This window comes from Serratia sp. Z4 (genome assembly GCF_009900725.1).
Lineage (GTDB): Bacteria > Pseudomonadota > Gammaproteobacteria > Enterobacterales > Enterobacteriaceae > Serratia > Serratia nematodiphila.
This window is the reverse complement of the sequence record NZ_JAAABD010000006.1, coordinates 61180-77737: the sequence shown is the minus strand read 5'-3', so window position 1 is coordinate 77737 and position 16558 is coordinate 61180. Positions and strand designations below refer to the sequence as shown.

Sequence of the window (16558 nt, the reverse complement as noted above, 5' to 3'; positions counted from 1 at the left end):
GCTCAGCATTAAGGGATTGCAATGGAACAGCGGGTGGCCTTGGAGTACACGCGTACCGTAAGGCGCTGTATTGACTCCATTGTCACATCGGTCGGATATCCAGCAGCTGCTGTTTAAGCGTTTAATCATGGCCTGATAGCCCTCAATATGCGCTAGCCCGCCCCCCACTGCGTCAGCAGCGCATGCAGCCTGGCCGGCTCCAGCGGCTTGCGCAGCACCAGATAGCCTTCTTGCTCGGCCTCTTGCAGAACTTGCGAATTGAACTCGCCGCTGACCATGGCGCCGCTTACGTTCGGCAGGCGTTCGAACAATGCCTGCAGGATGTCGAAGCCGCTCTCGCCGGAGCGCAGCCGCTGGTCGCACAGCACGGCGAACGGCGTGAAGCCGCCGTCGACAATGGCGAAGGCTTCCTCGGCGGAGGCCGCGCAGCGCACGGTGATGCCCCAGGTGCTCATCAGGCTTTCCCAGGCGGAGGTCACCAAGGGATCGTCGTCCACCACCAGGCAGGCGCCGCGCAGCGGTGCATAGCGGGTAGGCGTGGCGGTGTTGTCGTAGGCGGCGGCGGTTTCCGGCGCTTTATCTTCGCCGATGTATTGCGTGAAGCGCATCCAGAAGCGTGAGCCTTTGCCTTCGACGGAGTGCATGCCGTACTTCACCTTCATCAGCTTGGCGCAGCGCGCCACCACCGCCAGCCCCAGCCCGTGGCCGGCGCTGTCGATTTTCCACGCCAGCTCGGGGCGGTAGTAAGGGGAGAAGATTTTGCTTTTCTCTTCGTCGGCGATGCCCACGCCGGTGTCCCACACTTCCACCAGGCACTCGGCGCCGCGCGGGCGGATGGCAATCAGCACGCCCCCCCGTTGCGTGTAGCGCAGGGCGTTCTGGATCAGGTTGATCAGCGATTGCCGCACCAGCAGCGGATCGCCCATCACGCTGATGCGCCGTTTGGGCCGCCAGGTGCGCAGCGCCAGGGCGCGGCTGTTGGCCTCTTCGCGGAACAGGGTGACCACCGAGTCGAGCAGGGCGCCGATATCCACATGGGTGGCGGCGGTGCGCACGTTGCCGGATTCGATCTTGCTGAGATCGAGCAGCGAATTGAACATCAAATGCACCGAACGCACGCTTTGTTGCAGATCCAGCAACTGCGGCATCAGGCTGTCGTCGAGGTTTTTGTGGATGATGGCTTCGATCAGAAAGCCCATGGCGTGCACCGGCTGGCGCAGATCGTGGCTGGCGGTGGTCAGGAACTGGTTCTTATCCAGCAGCGCCTGTTCCGCCTCTTCTTTGGCCTGACGGAACTGCTCCGCCAGGCGCGAGCTTTGTTCTTCGAGCAGCGCCTGCTGAATAAAGAACGCATGCGAGGTTAACGCGTGGCGGTAAATGGCGAAGCCGTACAGCAAGTTCAGCATCAGCACGATGAACATCACGTCTTCCAGCCGCCAGATGATGCCGAGGTTCAGCAGCCCCCAGGAGGCGAAGAAAAAGCGGGTAAAGGTGCTGATGACCGGCGTCAGGTGCGTTGCGTTGGCGGCGACGATCGCGGCGATGCTGATATTGAGCAGCAGAAAAAAGTCAAAGTTATGGGTCTGCGGCGTAATTAAATAGAGTGAGGAGATCCCCAAGCCGTGAATAAAGGCCACCTTATTAATGCGCGGCAGCCAGCGGCGCAGCACGGCGTCTTCATCATTTTCTTTGGCCTCGCGCAGGTAGCGCCGATGCCATATTCTGATCGCCACGGCGCATAGCAGGTAAACCATGATCCAGGCAATGGTTGGGCCAAGTTCATCCCCCAGCAAATAAATCCAGATGGCGAATGGGATGCCGACGAAAGGCACGGCGGTGAAGCTGAACACCAGCCGCATGAAGGTGTTGTCCAGCAGGCGGATCTGCGCGCGTGGGGAGATGCCATCATTTTGTAAATGCTGGAAAAACCTCATGACGACGGATCCCGTTTGCCGTGCAACAGCGTGATGGCTTCCACCCGGCTGTTGACGCCGATCTTTTTCAATATATTGCTGATATGTTCTTTGACGGTGGGTTCGGAAATAGACAGTTGCGTCGCAATTCTTTTATTTGGCAGGCCGCGCAGCATCATAGTTAATACGTCGATTTGCCTCGGCGTTAAATTGAATTTATTTAAGTGCTCATGATGGCTTTTAATGCAGGTTTCATTACCGTCAGGGAACCAATTCTGATTATTATTCAACGCAAAAACCGCCCTGGCGAATAATTCAGGTGGTTCGTTTTTTAATACAAATCCATGCCCGCCGGCAGTGTACACTTTCTGCCAGATATCGTTATTCTCGTCGCCGCTAACCACCAAGATCCGCACCTGAGGGTAAAGTTGCTTTACTTCTTTGAGTAATTTCAACGCTGTACCGGAAGAAAGCCAAAAATCGATCACCAGTAAACGCGGTGGGCCATTTTCCCTAATATGGCGGTAGCAATTCTCTTCATTGGTCACCACATGCGCCTGTTTGAATCGGCAATTCGTGCTGAGAAAATTGGCGATGCCGCTTGCTACCAATGGATGGTCATCAACGACCAACGCATAATCCTGCCCCAAAGGATTCTCCTTTCGCCTTCAAATATCAGATAGGTCTGATGAATTATTATCAACCCTCCCTACTTTAGGAGGGTTTTTTCGTTTAGGAAAGGGAAATATATTATTCGAGGATTTGGATAAGAGAAAACATAAAGCCAATCGGTAATTTTAACTGATTGGTTATAAAGGATAATTTATGAAGAAACCACTTATCGCTTTAACCGTTACGATGATGGTAGCCGGTTGTTCCACCTTGAAAACCGATCAGGCTATTCCATTACTGCAGGCGGAAACCGCCAAAATGCTGGGGCTGGGATCGTCGGACGAAATTACCGTGACCAACGTCAATGGCGCACAGCCGGATGCGCTGGGCGGCCAAAAACTTTCATATCGCGCCACCACGGAAAAAGGCCGCATTTTCGATTGCTCGTCGCTGATGATGCCGGGAATTTTAGGTTCCTCGCCGTCGCTGAGCGCGCCGACCTGTACGCCGGTGGTCACGCATAAATAATTCGCTTTGGGGGCGGTATTACCGCTTCCTGGTTTTTCATCGTCGGAGCGTCAGCGCCGGGGGGCAATAAGCTTTTGCTTCGACGATCACTAAACCGGCGTGCGCGAAATAACGCCTCACTTCTCCTCTAGTGTATTGAGTTCCCTATAACAATAAATTTCGCGACATCACGCTAACGAGTACGGAGATAGCCCGTGAATGACAAAACATCGCACCCTTTAGCGGTTAGAACACCGCTTTCCAAACTTTACCTCGCTCTATTTTCCGCGCCGTTGTTGATGCTGGCGCCCGCCGATCTCGCTCGCGCAGACGATGCCATTTTTGACGGCGACTCAAAAATTACCGAATCATTGGCCTACACCGGGGACGTTTACGTCGGCCGTAATCAAAGCGGCAACTTGCTGATCGAGAATGGCAAGATCAGCGCCTATAACATCAATATCGGCCGGATGTTCAACGGCCAAATTCACGACAGCGTGGTCACGGTTCGTGGGCCGAACGCCGAGCTGAACGCGGTGAACGATCAGTTCGTGCTGCGCGGCGGCCTGAATCTGGGGCGGGGCACGCTGCGGGTTGAAGACGGCGCGCTGGCCAGCGCGAAAGAGATCGTGGTCGGCACCACCCGTGGCTACGACAGCCACCTGATCGCCACCGGCGCCGGTTCTCGCGTCACCAGCAATTTTCTCAGTGTCGGCACCGATTTAGGGGCACGATCCACGCTGGCGATCGAAGACGGCGCGGTGCTGAACACCGCCTTTGACGCGCGCATCGGCAATGGCAGCGGGCCGGGTGAGACCGATACGCTGAGCCCGAAAGCCACGGTCACGGGGGCTAATTCCCAGTGGAACGTCGGCCGCGCGCTCACGCTGTACGGCGATCTGGACGTGCTGAACGGCGGTGCGGTCAATGTCGGCAACATCCAGGTGGCGGGTGTCTCGGGCGCGCGTAAAACCGCTGAGCTGGTGGTCGCCGGCAACGGCTCGCGCTTTACCAGCGGCAGCAGCGTCAACGTCGGCGATTACGGCAACGGCGTGTTGGCGGTCATGGACGGCGGGACATTCTCCGCCGGCGGCAACGAAGTGGTGCTGGGCAAGACCGGTTCCGGCTCGAACCGCGGCGCGCTGATTATCGGCAGCCGCGGCAATATGGACACCGGCACCGGGTTGACCGAGCCGACGCTTGGCGCGGCGGGCGCTGCTGGAGCCATCGATGCCCAGACGGCGATCGCCCTGCGGGGCGGATTGTTCCGCAGCTATGTGTACTTTAACCATACCGACGGCAATTACGTTTTCAGCAACAAGATGAGCGGCGAAGGCGAGGTGATCAACAGCGCCGGGCACACGACGCTGAACGGCGATCTCTCTGAGCTGCAGGCGAACGTCACCGCGCGCGGCGGCAAGCTCATCATCGCCAGCGACATCAATACCCAGAAAGAAGACGACATCTTCGAGATCCAAACCCTCGGCGCCGAGAACGGCGGCACGCTGATCCTGAACGCGACGGCGGGTACCGACGTCAATAACGGGCTGGGCTACAGCAGCGCCGCGTCGATCAAGGCCGGCGGCACGCTGGGCGGCAACGGCACGCTGGGCCAGACCGAGATCCAGTCCGGCGGCCATATCTCGCCCGGCGACGGCAATATCGGCACGTTGACGCTGAAACGCTACCTGAACTTTATCGGCGAATCCTTCTACGACGTTGATATCGCCGGCGACGGCCGCAGCGACCAGCTGCTGGTGGCGGGCAAAACCACCATCAGCGATCAGGCCAAAGTGCAGGTGACGGCGCTGGATCCGCAAACCAGCTATAAAACCGGCCAAAGCTACCGCATTCTGACCTCGGACGGCGGCATTGACGGCCAGTTCGCGTCGGCGGTCTCCAAGTCTGCCTTCCTCGATGTGGCGCTGAACCACAGCGCCAACGCCGTGGATCTGACCATCGCGCAGAAAGATACGGGCGGTGAAAATCCGGGTGGTGAGAATCCAGGAGGCGAGAATCCGGGCGGGGAAAACCCGGGCGGTGAGAATCCTGGGGGCGAGAACCCGGGCGGAGAAAACCCGGGCGGTGAGAATCCTGGGGGCGAGAACCCGGGCGGAGAAAACCCAGGCGGGGAAAATCCGGGGGGCGAGAATCCAGGCAACGGCAAGCCGGGCATTTTCCAAACGGTGGCCGAGAGCGGCAACCAGTGGAATACCGCTGGCGCGCTCTCGACGCTGACGCAGAGCGGACCTTCGCTGGCGCTGTACAACTCGCTGCTGCTGCTGAGCGCGCCGGAAGCGCGCGAGGCGTTCAATCAGCTATCCGGCGAAGTCTATCCGTCGATGCAGTCTAACCTGATCGCCGGCAGCACCCAGCTGTTCAATGTGCTGAACCAGCGCATGCTGCGCCTGTTCGACAACGACAGTCTGCCGGTACCGCCGTTGGCGATGTCGCTGGTGCAACCGGCGCCGGCGCAAAACAGCGGCGTCTGGGGGCAGACCTTCAGTTCCTGGAGCCGAAACAGCGGCAACGGCAACGTGGGCAAGCTGGATGGCAACACCACCGGCTTCCTGTTGGGGGCGGATCGCAAACTGGCGGACCATAACGTGCGCATCGGCGGTTACTTCGGTTACAGCCGCGGCGACTATGACGTCGACAGCCGCCGTTCCAAGGCCGATACCGACAACTACCACCTCGGCCTGTATGCGGCCGGGCAGCAGGATGCGTTCTCGCTGCGCGGCGCGTTGGGTTACACCTGGCACAAGATTGAAGGCAAACGCAACGTCGATTTCAGCGGCTTCTCGGATCGGCTGAAGTCGGATTACGACGCGAACTCGCTGCTGGCGTTCACCGAAGCGGGTTACCGTTTCGGCCAGCCGGAGATGAACGTCGAACCGTTCATCAACCTGAGCTACATCCGCCTGCATACCGATAGCTTCCAGGAGTCGGGTGGCGCGGCGGCGCTGAGCGTGCGCAATGAAACGATGAACACCTTCTACTCCACGCTCGGGGTGCGCGGCGTGACCGAACTGCCGAAGAACGTCAGCCTCTACGGCTCGCTCGGCTGGCAGCATGCTTACGGTGATAAGAACACCTCATCGCGCATGGCGTTTGCCGGCAGCGACGCGTTCGTCACGCAGGGCCAGGCCGTGGATGACAACGTGATGGTGGGCGATATCGGCGTGAGCGTGAAGCTGTCGCGCGCTGCGACGCTGGATGTCGGCTATCAGGGGCAATTCGGCGCCGATACCCGCGTTAATTCGGTCAACGCCAACCTGCGCTGGTCGTTCTGATTTTCCCTCTAGACTTCTCTGGTACCGACGGGCCCGCATGATGCGGGCCTTTTTTATGGTGAGAACTCAGTGGCGGCCTGTGGCTGACTTTCACGATAAAAAAGCCCGCGCAACGGCGGGCTGAACGGGGGAAGGCGTTTAACGCCCTTTTTTCTTGCGCCCCGGCTGGGTAAAGCGCTTGCGGCCGGCCGGCGCAGCGGCTTTGTCGGCGCTTTTCGGCCCGCCGGCGCTCGGCTTTTTCGCCGCAGCGGATTTGGCCGGGGCCTTCTTCGCCGGCTTGGCCTCGGACGAGGAGCCTTCAATCAGCTTGAACAGTTCAATCAGCTCGTCATCGGTCAGATCGCGCCACTCGCCCAGCGGCAACCCTTTCAGGCTGACGTTCATGATGCGCGTGCGTTCCAGCTTGGTGACCTCGTAGCCGAAGTGTTCGCACATGCGGCGGATCTGGCGGTTCAGCCCCTGCACCAGCGTGATGCGGAACACGAACGGCGCCTCTTTCTTCACCTTGCACTTTTTGGTCACGGTGCCCAGCATCGGCACGCCGGCGCCCATGCCGCGAATAAACTCGTCGGTCACCGGTTTGTTGACCGTCACCAGATACTCTTTCTCGTGATTGTTGCCGGCGCGCAGGATCTTGTTGACCAGGTCACCGTGGTTGGTCAGAAAGATCAGTCCCTGCGAATCCTTGTCCAGGCGGCCGATCGGGAAGATGCGTTTGCTGTGGTTGACGAAGTCGGCGATGTTGTCGCGCTCGCCGTCTTCGGTGGTGGTGACGATGCCGACCGGTTTGTTCAGCGCGATCAGCACCAGATCTTCTTCATTGCGCGGTTCGATCAGCTGACCGTTAACCTTCACGACATCGCCGGCAAATACCTGGGCGCCAACGGTGGCGCGTTTACCGTTGATGAAAACGTTGCCCTGTTCGATGTATCGATCGGCGTCGCGGCGTGAGCAGATGCCGCTCTCGCTAATGTATTTGTTCAGACGAATGGATGAGTTAGTCAGCATGGGTTCTCCGTAAAACGCGGACTATACATTACCCGGATGACGCTGCGAAGCGAATCATGCAGGGGGCGGCGGCCATGAACAAAATCCGTCCCTGCATCAATAAGTGGTGTCGACAGGCTTGCGTCTTATTGCGATGCTGTTGTCGTCAATAGACTTGCGATCGTCGTTTTGGCATAGCCGATGAATGCTGCCAACGGCTGCTGATGCTGAGGCAGATCATCTATCGCTTGTCCGAGATAAATTCGCCGCGCGGTGCTGAGTACCGGCTGGTGTTCAGATGGCAAGTGTTCCAGCAGCCATTCGGCGGCCACATCTTTGGGGGCGATCCGACCGGTCGCCGCGCTGAACCAGATGCGCGCCAGCGCCAGCACAATGTTGCATTCGTCGCCATGCCAGTCATCAGGCTCGTTCCATTGACTCAGGGTATCGGTGAGCGCGGCGATGAAGTCGCTGCGAGGGACGCTGTCATACAGGAGTTCAAAGGAGGCGCCGAACAGATGTCGATGATGCTGCCGGGCTTTGGTAAGCAGGATCGCCACATCAGGATCCAAGGTGGCGGGGGAGACAATTCCCACCAGCAACTCTTCACGCAGCCATTCGCCAAACTGTAGCTCACGTCGTGGCGGATAGCGCCAGGGTTTGATGTCGGTCTGTACCAGCACGGTGACTTCCAGCGGGCGAAAAATACTGTCGGCACCTGGCGGAGCCGACACGGTCAGCAAAGCTTTCATAAGGGCGGCCCGAGTGGTTGACATCAGCGGCTTGCTGATGACGACCAAGATGTCGATATCGCTGTTGGGTTTAAGACCGCCATCGACCGCGGATCCATACAGATGGATGCCCAAGAGTTTCTCGCCGAGTTGTTCTGTCAGCACGTTGCATGCGGCGTCGATCTGTGCGGCGATTTCGGTTGGAAGTGTTTCTTTTATCGCTAATTGGGGATTGTTAAAAGACGGCTCAAAGCGTTCCCCCACCTTCACCACTCGGGTATTCAGCGGGGTGAGCGTCTGCCCGGCGCTGCCGGTCGGCGTCAGGCGCGGCACGGGGCGGCCGCTGTCGCTTTCCACCAGCGTCGAATGCGCCTCTCCCTCGGCGAACAAATGATCCTCTCCCCACTGGCGCAGGCCGACGATCACCGGAAACAGCGCGCGGCCTTTCTCGGTCAGCACATACTCCTGATAGGCGCTGCCGTCCGCGGCGGGCACGATCTCCAGCACGCCGTGCGTCACCAGGGCGCGCAGCCGGGTGGCAAGAATGTTCTTCGCCATCCCCAGTCCTTTTTGAAACTCGCTGAAACGGGTGACGCCGTCGAAGGCGTCGCGCACGATCAGCAGCGACCACCAGTCGCCAATCACATCCAGCGTGCGCGCCACCGGGCAGGGCGCGTCTTCCAGGCTTTTACGTTTCACGGCGTTTATCTCCAGCGACATATTCTGGTTGCATTATAAAACCTCCGCATCTAAAGTTCATTGGGTTTAATTATGAAACCAGATTGAGGTGTGCGATGAGCGACAAACTGCTGGATCCCCCCTGTGCGGCGCTGGGGCGCCTGCCGGCCGCCCTGGTGCTGCTGTTGGCCGGTGCCAGCGCCTTTAGCGTGGCCAACGTTTACTATGCGCAGCCGCTGCTGGACGCCATTGCCCGTGATTTTTCCATCAGCCTGGCGGCGGTCGGCATGGTGATCACCGTGACTCAGTTGGGCTGCGCGCTGGCGTTGCTGTTGGTGGTGCCGCTGGGGGATCGGTTGAACCGGCATCGATTGCTGGCGGGGCAACAGCTGGGGCTGATCGGCGCGCTGCTGCTGGTGGGATGGGCGCACGGCGCGCCCTGGCTGCTGGCGGGGATGTTGCTGGTGGGGCTACTGGGCACCGCCATGACGCAGGGGCTGATCGCATTCGCCGCGGCCCTGGCGGCGCCGCAGGAGCGCGGGCGGGTGGTCGGCGCGGCGCAGGGCGGGGTGGTGCTGGGGCTGTTGCTGGCGCGCACTCTCTCCGGCGCGCTGGCGGACGTCGGCGGCTGGCGCACGGTGTACTTCTTCTCAGCCGGAGTGACGCTGGTATTGCTGCCGATCCTGTCGCGCCTGCTTCCTGCGCCGCGCACCGCGCCCAGCACGCTGAGTTATCCCGCGCTGCTGCGTTCAATGCTGAGCCTGTTGCGGCGTGACCGCACGCTGCAAATTCGCGGCATGTTGGCGCTGCTGATGTTCGGCGCTTTCAGCCTCTTTTGGAGTTCGCTGGTGTTGCCGCTGAGCCGGCCGCCGTTCAACTTCACCCATGCCGCGGTGGGAGCGTTCGGCCTGGTCGGCGCGGTGGGCGCGCTGGCGGCGGTGCGCGCCGGGCATCTGGCGGATCGCGGGCTGGGGCAGGCGGCCAGCGGCGCGTGTCTGCTGCTGTTGACGCTGGCCTGGCTGCCGCTCGGTTTGCTCGGCAGCGGCCTGGTTTGGCTGGTGGCGGGCATTGTGCTGCTGGATCTGGCGGGCCAGGCGATCCACGTGCTGAACCAGAGCATGATCTTCAGCGCCCACCCGCAGTCGCATAGCCGGCTGGTGGGCTGCTACATGCTGTTTTACGCCGTCGGCAGCGGGCTGGGCGCCTTTGCCGGCACCCATATGTACGCCTGGGCGGGGTGGAGCGGCGTCTGCTGGCTGGGGGCAGGCGTCAGCCTGAGCGCGCTGCTGTTTTGGCGGCTGACGCTGCGCGGGATGCCGGATGCGGCGGGTAAGAGCTAGCGTGCCGGTGAGTGCATCAGGTAATAATCTTCTTCGCCGTCGTTGCCGGTGGAGATGATGCGCCAGCCGTGTTTGCGGTAGAACGTCAGCGCCTTTTCATTCTTCACCAGGCATTTCAGCGAGCCGGTGGCGGTGAAGGTGGCTTGCGCCGCTTGCAGCAGCGCACTGCCGACGCCGCGCGGCGGCTGATGGGGCTCGACATACAGGTTATGAATGAAGTTGTCTTCGCGGTAGACGGAGACGAATCCCAGCAGCACGCCGCCGTCTTCCGCCACCCAAATCGCTTCGCCCAGCGTCGCGCGGTCGAAATCTTCCAACTGATAGTTCGAGGTATCGCGCCAACCGAACGCCGCCTTGCGCGACGCCAGGTACAGCGTGCGCAGGAAGGGGCGATCGGCCTCTTGGTAAGGTCTTATTTGCATGGCATCTCCCGGTGGTTTTTGCTCACTATAGCGCATGGCGCCGGGCGTGCATGGCCGCAAACGGAAAATGCTAGGCGTCGCCCCAGGCGGGCAGGCGATTGACCCCGTCGCTCAGCTCCTGAGCCAGGTGGCGCACGGTGTCGGCGTGCAGGGCGGCCAACGGTGGATGAAAGTCGGGCGCCCGCAACGCTTGCGGCGCACGGGAAAGCTGCGCCGCATACTCGGCGAGAACGCGCCCGCCCTGACGTTGCACCTCGAACAGCGCCTGGCGTTCCTGCGCGGACAGCGCCGCGCCACTGCCTGCCAGATAGGTGTTGAGCTTTTCGCTGGTCAGCAACAGGCTGCGCGTCTGGTTAAAGATCAGTTGGATATGCCGGGTGAAGCTTTCATGGTTATCGTCCGCCAGCTGCCAGGTTGGCTCCAGCGTCACCCGGGCCACTACCGCTTCGCAGCCCTCGATCTTTTGCCAGATGCCGATGGCGTTTGTGTTCTCGCCGCCGAGGAAGCGCGACAGTTCCCGCAGCACGTTGGCAACCTGCTGCCGCAGTGACTCCCCTTCGTATTCCGGCCACAGCGTGGCGTGAATGAAGGTGGCGAACCCTACCCCCAGCACGATGCCGATCAGGCGATCGCGGATCTCGGTCAGCCCGGTGACCGGGCCGAAGCTTTCCAGCAGCGCCAGGGAAAAGGTGAACAGGATCTGTACCCCGGCATAGCTTATTTTCTCGGAGCCGGCGGCGATCCAGGCGGAGAGGGCGATCACCGGCAGCGTCAGCAGCAGCAAGCCGACGAGGCTGTCGAGGTGAGGCATGATCCACACCACCGAGATCAGCGCCAGCAGGCTGCCGATCGCCGCGCCGCCGAGACGCAGCCGCGCCCGCCGCTGTGTGGCGCCGAGGCTGGGCTGCGCCACGATCAGGCAGCTCAGCATGATGGTATGAATGCCGGACCAATCGACGGCGGTATAAAACACGTAGGCGACCAGTACGGTCAGCAGCGTTTTCAACGAAAACTGGATGTAAACCGGGTTGGTCAGGGCGTCGGGGGTAAAGAAGGGCACTTTCGGCGGCGGCGCGGCCTGCAGGGCGTCGGCGTAGTCGCTGCGGTTGGCGTAGACCTGCAGGAGGCTGGCCATTTCATTGAGCGGCGCTGGCACCTGCGGATCGTCGCTGCCGGCGATCGCGACGGAAAATCGCAGTGCGCTTTCGTGGCTTATCGCGGTTTGCAGTGCGCGGCAGGCGGCATCTATCTCTTGCGCCAATTGACGCGCGGCCGCGCCGAAAGCCGGCGGCAGCTGGTAGGCCAGGATATTGAGCTGCAACACCAGGGTGATCAGCGCCAGATAACCGGGCTCGTTGGCGCGGCAGCGATCGCTGCGCATCACCGAAAAGCGCAGCAGCTTATGCAGCTCGGTGGCGTGCTGGGAGATGGCGCTCAGATCGCGCGTCTCGCCGCCGTTGGTCAACATAGCGCGGGTTTCGTCCAACACCGCGTTCATCCGACCCTTTAGCTGTTTCAGCGGTTCGGCCGGCAGCAGCAGGGTATTAACGATCAGGGTGAGCAGGATGGCGTAGTTGATCGCCACCCATACCCACAGCACCAGCCGTATCACCACTTCCGCCTGCGGAGTGAGATCGACAAAGCTTTGCGTGTAGATCACCACCAGCGCCATCAGGAAGAACAGCACCCCAACCTTGGTCACCCGCATCAGGAACACGCTGAGGAAAAACAGCGCGCTGGAGAGCAAGATGCGCAGCATCGGGTAGTCGTAGGTGAACTTCAGCACCAGAATAGCGGCGCCGATCGCCAGCGTGGAGCTGACGAAAAACAGGATACCGATCGCGCGGGTGATCACGATATTGGACTGCGTGATAAAGAAGACCGCGATCAGCGACAGCGCCAGCCACGGTACCTGCAGCGTCTGCGAGATCACGATGGCGATCGCGCTGGAGAGCAGGGCGCGGATCACCAGGTTTATGCGGCTGTCCGAAGGGCGCAGCTCGTCGATCAACCGGGACAGCCAGCCGCGAGACATCGTTTTATTCTTCATGGCGCAGGTTCAGCTTGGCCACCGCCGAAGCGCCCACGCGGAACAGCGCCGGGTTGGGAGCCTCTACCGCGATCTTGACCGGGAAGCGCTGAGAAACGTGCACCCAGTTGATGTTGCGCGACACGTTGGGCAGCCCGCCCAGCACGCTGCCGCCGTCGTCGGGCTGCACGCCGTAGCTGACCGACTCTACCTTGCCGCTGAAGGTCTGGCCGGCGTCGCTCATTAAATACAGCGTGGCCGGCACGCCGGGATGCACGCCTTTCAGATCGGTTTCGCGGAAGTTGGCGACCACGTACCAGTGGCGGGTGTCGATCAGCGTGAACACCGGTTTGGCGCTGGAGGCATATTGGCCGACGGTGGTTTTCAGGGAGGCGATGCGGCCGTCGAACGGCGCTCGCACCTCGGTAAATTCCAGATTCAGCTTGGCGATGGCGATGTCGGCCTGCACTTCGGCGCGCTGCGCGACCAGGGCTTCGACGCCGCTGACGGCGGCTTCCGCCTGTTTCGCCTGCAGCAATGCGGCCTGCAGTTCCGCCTGCGCCGAGCGCTGGGAGGTGCGGGCGGTTTCCACTTCTTCCGCCGAAACGTAGTTCTTGCCGAGCAGCTTCTGCCGGCGGTTGAGGGTGTCGGTCGCCTGCGCCACCAGCGCCTGCGAGCGTTTGACGATGGCGTTCATCGATTCGGCGTTGTACTGCTGCGCGTTGACCGAACGCTGCGTCAGTTTGATCTGTTCATTCAGCGTGATCAGGCGCGCTTCGCTGGCCGCCAGCGCGTCCTGGTAAGGGCGCGGATCGATGCGGAACAGCAGATCGCCTTGCCGCACTTCCTGGTTGTCGCGGATCGGCATCTCGACGATGCGGCCGTTCACCTCCGGCACTACGTCGATGGTGTCGGCATAGGCGTAGGCATCGTCGGTAGTGGGGGCGTTTTCCACCCGCCAGACGACGACGGCGGCCACGATGAGCGTCAACGCCAGGATGGTAAGCACCAGCAGTCTGCGCTTGTTAGAGGTTTGTGGTTGGGTCATGGCGTCAGTCTCAGTGGGGGAAAACCAGTAACCAGGTCAGCATGGCGATCAGCGCGGTCAGCGCCGGATACGTCAGCAGCTGCGGCGCCAGCCAGGCGCGTTTTTCCGGGGTGCGCAGCAGCAGGTGGATCGCCACCATGCCCGCCACGCCGCCGCACAGGCAAAACAGCCAGTCGGGGAATGAAGCGCCGAACACCACCATGGACGGTGCCGGTGAGCACCCGGTGAGCAGCAGCGCGGTCAGGCAGGTGATAAGCAGTTTTTTGTCGGGCATAGGGCTTTCTCTGGCGATTGGCTTGGTCGACGGGCCGAATGGAATGACTCTTTTTCAGTGAGTGAGGTCACTGTTTGTCTTCCTCACGCTTGCGCAAGGAGAAACTAGAATAAATACTCTACTCTAAACTAGAGGAGTTAATCTAGTTTTTTGTGTCACCCTGCCTTCGCGGCGGCAAATGGGTATAATGCGTTGATGACAGCGGGCAGAAACGAATATGCAAATCGACGAACACATCACCGGGCGGGAGCCGCAGCAGGAAAGAGGGCGGCAACGCGTACAAACCATTCTGGATTCGGCGGCGGCGATCGTGGCGCAGGACGGGCTGGCGGCGCTCAGCATGCAGCGGCTCGCCAAGCACGCCAAAACCTCCATCGGCTCGATGTATCACTTTTTTCCCGATCGCCACGCGGTGATCAAGGCGCTGGCGGATCGGCACACCGAATCGATCGAGGCGCTGGTGCGCGACATGGCGTTGGCCAGCGACGACGAGTGGAGGCGCCTCTCCGCTGAAGAGGTGATCCAGCGACTGTTTTCTCCCTATGCGCAGTACCTGCGCGAGCACGCCGACTACCTGCCGGTGATGCGGGAAATGAACCTGCCGGATGAAAAGTCCAGCTTCCTGGCGCTGATCGCCCGAGTGCTGCAGCTGCGCCGCCCCGAGACCGCCGAAGCGGAGATCCTGCAGCAAACCCGGCTGTTGCAAAGCCTGGTGGCCGGCACCTTGCACCACATCTTCAAAACGGCGCCGCAGAACGTGGCGTTTACCCTGGCGGAGCTGCCCGGCGTGCTGAGCCTGTATCTGGCGGGAAAAGAGGGAAGCATCGCTTAGGCGCGAGCCAATTTAATCGCTTGTTTGTCCGCGCCGCCGCTGGCATGATCCCCTGCAGGGATTAACGCAACGTTGATCACAACCTATTGATTTTCATGACTCGGGGTGCCCTTCTGCGTGAAGGCTGAGAAATACCCGTATTACCTGATCTGGATAATGCCAGCGTAGGGAAGTCACGGCCGCTCAACCGGCGCCGCCTTCTTGAACGCCGGTTGGGAGGAATATGATCGCTCGACCTGATGCACTACCCGGCGCCCGCGCCGCGGCCTGCCTGACCCAATTCCAACAGCGGCCTCCGCTGATCCACTGCCTGACCAACGAAGTGGTGCAATCGCTGACTGCCAACGTGCTGCTGGCGCTCGGCGCCTCCCCGGCGATGGTGGTGGAGCCGCAAGAGGCGGCGCAGTTCAGCGCGCTGGCCGACGGCCTGCTGATCAACGTCGGCACCCTCAATGCGCTGCGCGCCGAATCGATGCGGGCGGCGGTGGCCGCCGCCAATCAGGCCGGCAAGCCCTGGACGCTGGATCCGGTGGCGGTCGGCGCGCTCTCCTACCGCACCGCCTTCGCTAAACAGCTGCTGGACGAGCAACCGGCGGCGATACGCGGCAACGCCTCGGAAATCATGGCGCTCAACGGGTTGCTGGCCAGCGGCCGCGGCGTGGACAGCGGCGACGATTCCTTGGCGGCATTGCCCGCCGCGCGTGAGCTGGCGCGGCGCAGCGGCGCGGTGGTGGCGGTCACCGGCGCGGTGGATTACGTCACCGACGGCCAACGCGACTGGGCGATCGAAGGCGGCTCCCCGCTGATGACGCGGGTGGTGGGCACCGGCTGCGCGCTGTCGGCGGTGGCGGCGGCGTTTTGCGCCCTGCCGGGCGATCGCCTGGACAACGTGGCGACCGCCTGTCGGGTGATGTCACACTGCGGCGGCCTCGCGGCCAGGCAGGCCGCCGGGCCGGGCAGCTTTACGCCGGCGTTCCTCGACGCCCTGTATCAACTGCGCGGGGAGGATCTGTGATGAAACGTATTAACGCGCTGACCATCGCCGGCACCGATCCCAGCGGCGGCGCCGGCATTCAGGCCGATTTGAAGGCCTTCTCGGCGCTTGGCGCCTACGGCACTTCGGTGATCACCGCGCTGGTGGCGCAGAATACCCGCGGCGTGCAGTCGGTGTATTACATCGATCCGGCGTTCGTCGCCGCGCAGCTGGACTCGGTGTTCAGCGACGTGCGCATCGACAGCGTCAAGATCGGCATGCTGGCCAACGCCGACATCGTGCAGGCGGTGGCCGAACGGCTGCGCCATTACCGGCCGGAATTCGTGGTGCTGGACACCGTGATGCTGGCGAAAAGCGGTGATCCGCTGTTGGCGCCGGAGGCGGTAGAGTCTATCCGGCGCGAGCTGTTGCCGCTGGTGTCGATCATTACGCCGAACCTGCCGGAAGCGGCGGCGCTGCTGGCGTGCCCGCCGGCGGAAGATGAAGCGCAGATGCGCGAGCAGGGGCGGGCGCTGCTGGCGATGGGCTGCCGGGCGGTGCTGATGAAGGGCGGCCACCTGAGCGAAAGCGAGAGCCCGGACTGGCTGTTCACCGTCGAAGGCGAGCAGCGTTTTACCGCGCCGCGCGTCGCCACCCGCCACACCCACGGCACCGGCTGCACGCTCTCGGCCGCGCTGGCGGCGCTGCGCCCGCGCCATGCCGACTGGGCGGCCACGGTGGCCGCCGCCAAGGACTACCTGCAACAAGCGCTGCAACAGGCGGATACGCTGGAAGTGGGGCACGGCATCGGGCCGGTGCATCATTTTCACGCCTGGTGGTGAGTCAACTTTTTGCCGCAACCGTGGTCTGACTAGTTCAGGCCCGGTTTTATGGGCGAAACCTGATTTAACCTAGGGAG

General features: G+C 61.6%; 14 protein-coding genes, 1 pseudogene and 1 riboswitch. Of the genes and pseudogenes, 6 read left to right on the top strand and 9 right to left on the bottom strand.

Going from position 1 to position 16558, the window contains the following annotated elements:
* Positions 1-152: 152 nt before the first annotated feature.
* On the bottom strand, positions 153-1934 hold the full coding sequence (locus GT753_RS19495; protein ID WP_160125865.1) for a hybrid sensor histidine kinase/response regulator: 1782 nt from the start codon (positions 1932-1934) through the stop codon (positions 153-155).
* Complete coding sequence (locus GT753_RS19490; RefSeq protein WP_160125864.1) at positions 1931-2563, bottom strand: response regulator transcription factor; 633 nt, start codon at positions 2561-2563, stop codon at positions 1931-1933. Before GT753_RS19490 ends, GT753_RS19495 begins: the two co-directional genes overlap by 4 nt.
* 175 nt (positions 2564-2738) lie before the next feature.
* Between GT753_RS19490 and GT753_RS19485 the strand changes: the two genes are divergently transcribed.
* Together GT753_RS19485 and GT753_RS19480 are read left to right on the top strand one after the other, a co-directional pair.
* Entirely contained in the window at positions 2739-3053 is a 315-nt protein-coding gene (locus GT753_RS19485) for a hypothetical protein (protein WP_015378764.1), read from the top strand.
* 194 nt (positions 3054-3247) lie between these two features.
* The gene (locus tag GT753_RS19480) at positions 3248-6325 is read left to right on the top strand and encodes an autotransporter domain-containing protein (RefSeq protein ID WP_160125863.1); all 3078 of its coding nucleotides are present in this window, start codon (positions 3248-3250) and stop codon (positions 6323-6325) included.
* 138 nt (positions 6326-6463) lie between these two features.
* Here the strand turns inward: GT753_RS19480 and rluF are convergent, their stop codons facing one another.
* The 3 genes and pseudogenes from rluF to GT753_RS25985 form a co-directional block, all read right to left on the bottom strand.
* Positions 6464-7333, bottom strand: a complete 870-nt coding sequence (gene rluF, locus GT753_RS19475) for a 23S rRNA pseudouridine(2604) synthase RluF (protein WP_021504493.1) — start codon at positions 7331-7333, stop codon at positions 6464-6466.
* A 125-nt stretch (positions 7334-7458) separates the two neighbouring features.
* Positions 7459-8262 carry an aminoglycoside nucleotidyltransferase ANT9 gene (locus GT753_RS25990; protein WP_041922362.1) on the bottom strand — a complete coding sequence of 268 codons (804 nt, stop codon included), beginning with the start codon at positions 8260-8262 and terminating at the stop codon, positions 7459-7461.
* 42 nt (positions 8263-8304) lie between these two features.
* Positions 8305-8742: pseudogene (locus tag GT753_RS25985) on the bottom strand (winged helix-turn-helix transcriptional regulator); the annotation flags it as partial.
* Positions 8743-8837: 95 nt separating this feature from the next.
* Between GT753_RS25985 and GT753_RS19465 the strand changes: the two are divergent.
* Positions 8838-10061 carry an MFS transporter gene (locus tag GT753_RS19465; RefSeq protein ID WP_160125861.1) on the top strand — a complete coding sequence of 408 codons (1224 nt, stop codon included), beginning with the start codon at positions 8838-8840 and terminating at the stop codon, positions 10059-10061.
* On the opposite strand, the gene GT753_RS19460 is transcribed toward GT753_RS19465, so the two are convergent.
* The 4 genes from GT753_RS19460 to GT753_RS19445 form a co-directional block, all read right to left on the bottom strand.
* Positions 10058-10483, bottom strand: coding sequence for a GNAT family N-acetyltransferase (locus GT753_RS19460; RefSeq protein WP_160125860.1), 426 nt, complete (start codon positions 10481-10483; stop codon positions 10058-10060). The two genes, GT753_RS19465 and GT753_RS19460, sit on opposite strands and share 4 nt — an antisense overlap.
* A gap of 70 nt (positions 10484-10553) precedes the next feature.
* Positions 10554-12518, bottom strand: a complete 1965-nt coding sequence (locus GT753_RS19455; RefSeq protein WP_160125859.1) for an FUSC family protein — start codon at positions 12516-12518, stop codon at positions 10554-10556.
* A 4-nt stretch (positions 12519-12522) separates the two neighbouring features.
* A complete protein-coding gene (gene mdtN, locus GT753_RS19450) occupies positions 12523-13560 on the bottom strand; it encodes a multidrug transporter subunit MdtN (RefSeq protein ID WP_015378757.1) in 1038 nt (345 codons plus the stop codon).
* Positions 13561-13570: 10 nt separating this feature from the next.
* Entirely contained in the window at positions 13571-13834 is a 264-nt protein-coding gene (locus GT753_RS19445; protein ID WP_004941494.1) for a YtcA family lipoprotein, read from the bottom strand.
* A 217-nt stretch (positions 13835-14051) separates the two neighbouring features.
* Here GT753_RS19445 and GT753_RS19440 point away from each other — a divergent pair, with 217 nt between their 5' ends.
* The 3 genes from GT753_RS19440 (at position 14052) to thiD (ending at position 16481) form a co-directional block, all read left to right on the top strand.
* Complete coding sequence (locus GT753_RS19440; protein ID WP_004941499.1) at positions 14052-14666, top strand: TetR/AcrR family transcriptional regulator; 615 nt, start codon at positions 14052-14054, stop codon at positions 14664-14666.
* Positions 14667-14757: 91 nt separating this feature from the next.
* Positions 14758-14854: riboswitch (TPP riboswitch) on the top strand.
* Between the two features lie 35 nt (positions 14855-14889).
* A complete protein-coding gene (gene thiM / locus GT753_RS19435) occupies positions 14890-15681 on the top strand; it encodes a hydroxyethylthiazole kinase (protein WP_015378755.1) in 792 nt (263 codons plus the stop codon).
* Positions 15681-16481 (top strand): bifunctional hydroxymethylpyrimidine kinase/phosphomethylpyrimidine kinase, encoded by an 801-nt coding sequence (gene thiD / locus GT753_RS19430; protein WP_015378754.1) that lies wholly within the window; start codon positions 15681-15683, stop codon positions 16479-16481. Before thiM ends, thiD begins: the two co-directional genes overlap by 1 nt.
* Positions 16482-16558: the final 77 nt, after the last annotated feature.

What these genes read in the sequence shown, in the direction of transcription:
- thiM (WP_015378755.1), top strand. Translation starts at nt 14,890, where the DNA reads ATGATCGCTCGACCTGATGCACTACCCGGCGCCCGCGCCGCGGCCTGC.
- mdtN (WP_015378757.1), bottom strand. Translation starts at nt 13,560, where the DNA reads ATGACCCAACCACAAACCTCTAACAAGCGCAGACTGCTGGTGCTTACC.
- GT753_RS19465 (WP_160125861.1), top strand. Translation starts at nt 8,838, where the DNA reads ATGAGCGACAAACTGCTGGATCCCCCCTGTGCGGCGCTGGGGCGCCTG.
- GT753_RS19485 (WP_015378764.1), top strand. Translation starts at nt 2,739, where the DNA reads ATGAAGAAACCACTTATCGCTTTAACCGTTACGATGATGGTAGCCGGT.
- GT753_RS19495 (WP_160125865.1), bottom strand. Translation starts at nt 1,934, where the DNA reads ATGAGGTTTTTCCAGCATTTACAAAATGATGGCATCTCCCCACGCGCG.
- GT753_RS19460 (WP_160125860.1), bottom strand. Translation starts at nt 10,483, where the DNA reads ATGCAAATAAGACCTTACCAAGAGGCCGATCGCCCCTTCCTGCGCACG.
- thiD (WP_015378754.1), top strand. Translation starts at nt 15,681, where the DNA reads ATGAAACGTATTAACGCGCTGACCATCGCCGGCACCGATCCCAGCGGC.
- GT753_RS19440 (WP_004941499.1), top strand. Translation starts at nt 14,052, where the DNA reads ATGCAAATCGACGAACACATCACCGGGCGGGAGCCGCAGCAGGAAAGA.
- GT753_RS19455 (WP_160125859.1), bottom strand. Translation starts at nt 12,518, where the DNA reads ATGTCTCGCGGCTGGCTGTCCCGGTTGATCGACGAGCTGCGCCCTTCG.
- rluF (WP_021504493.1), bottom strand. Translation starts at nt 7,333, where the DNA reads ATGCTGACTAACTCATCCATTCGTCTGAACAAATACATTAGCGAGAGC.
- GT753_RS19445 (WP_004941494.1), bottom strand. Translation starts at nt 13,834, where the DNA reads ATGCCCGACAAAAAACTGCTTATCACCTGCCTGACCGCGCTGCTGCTC.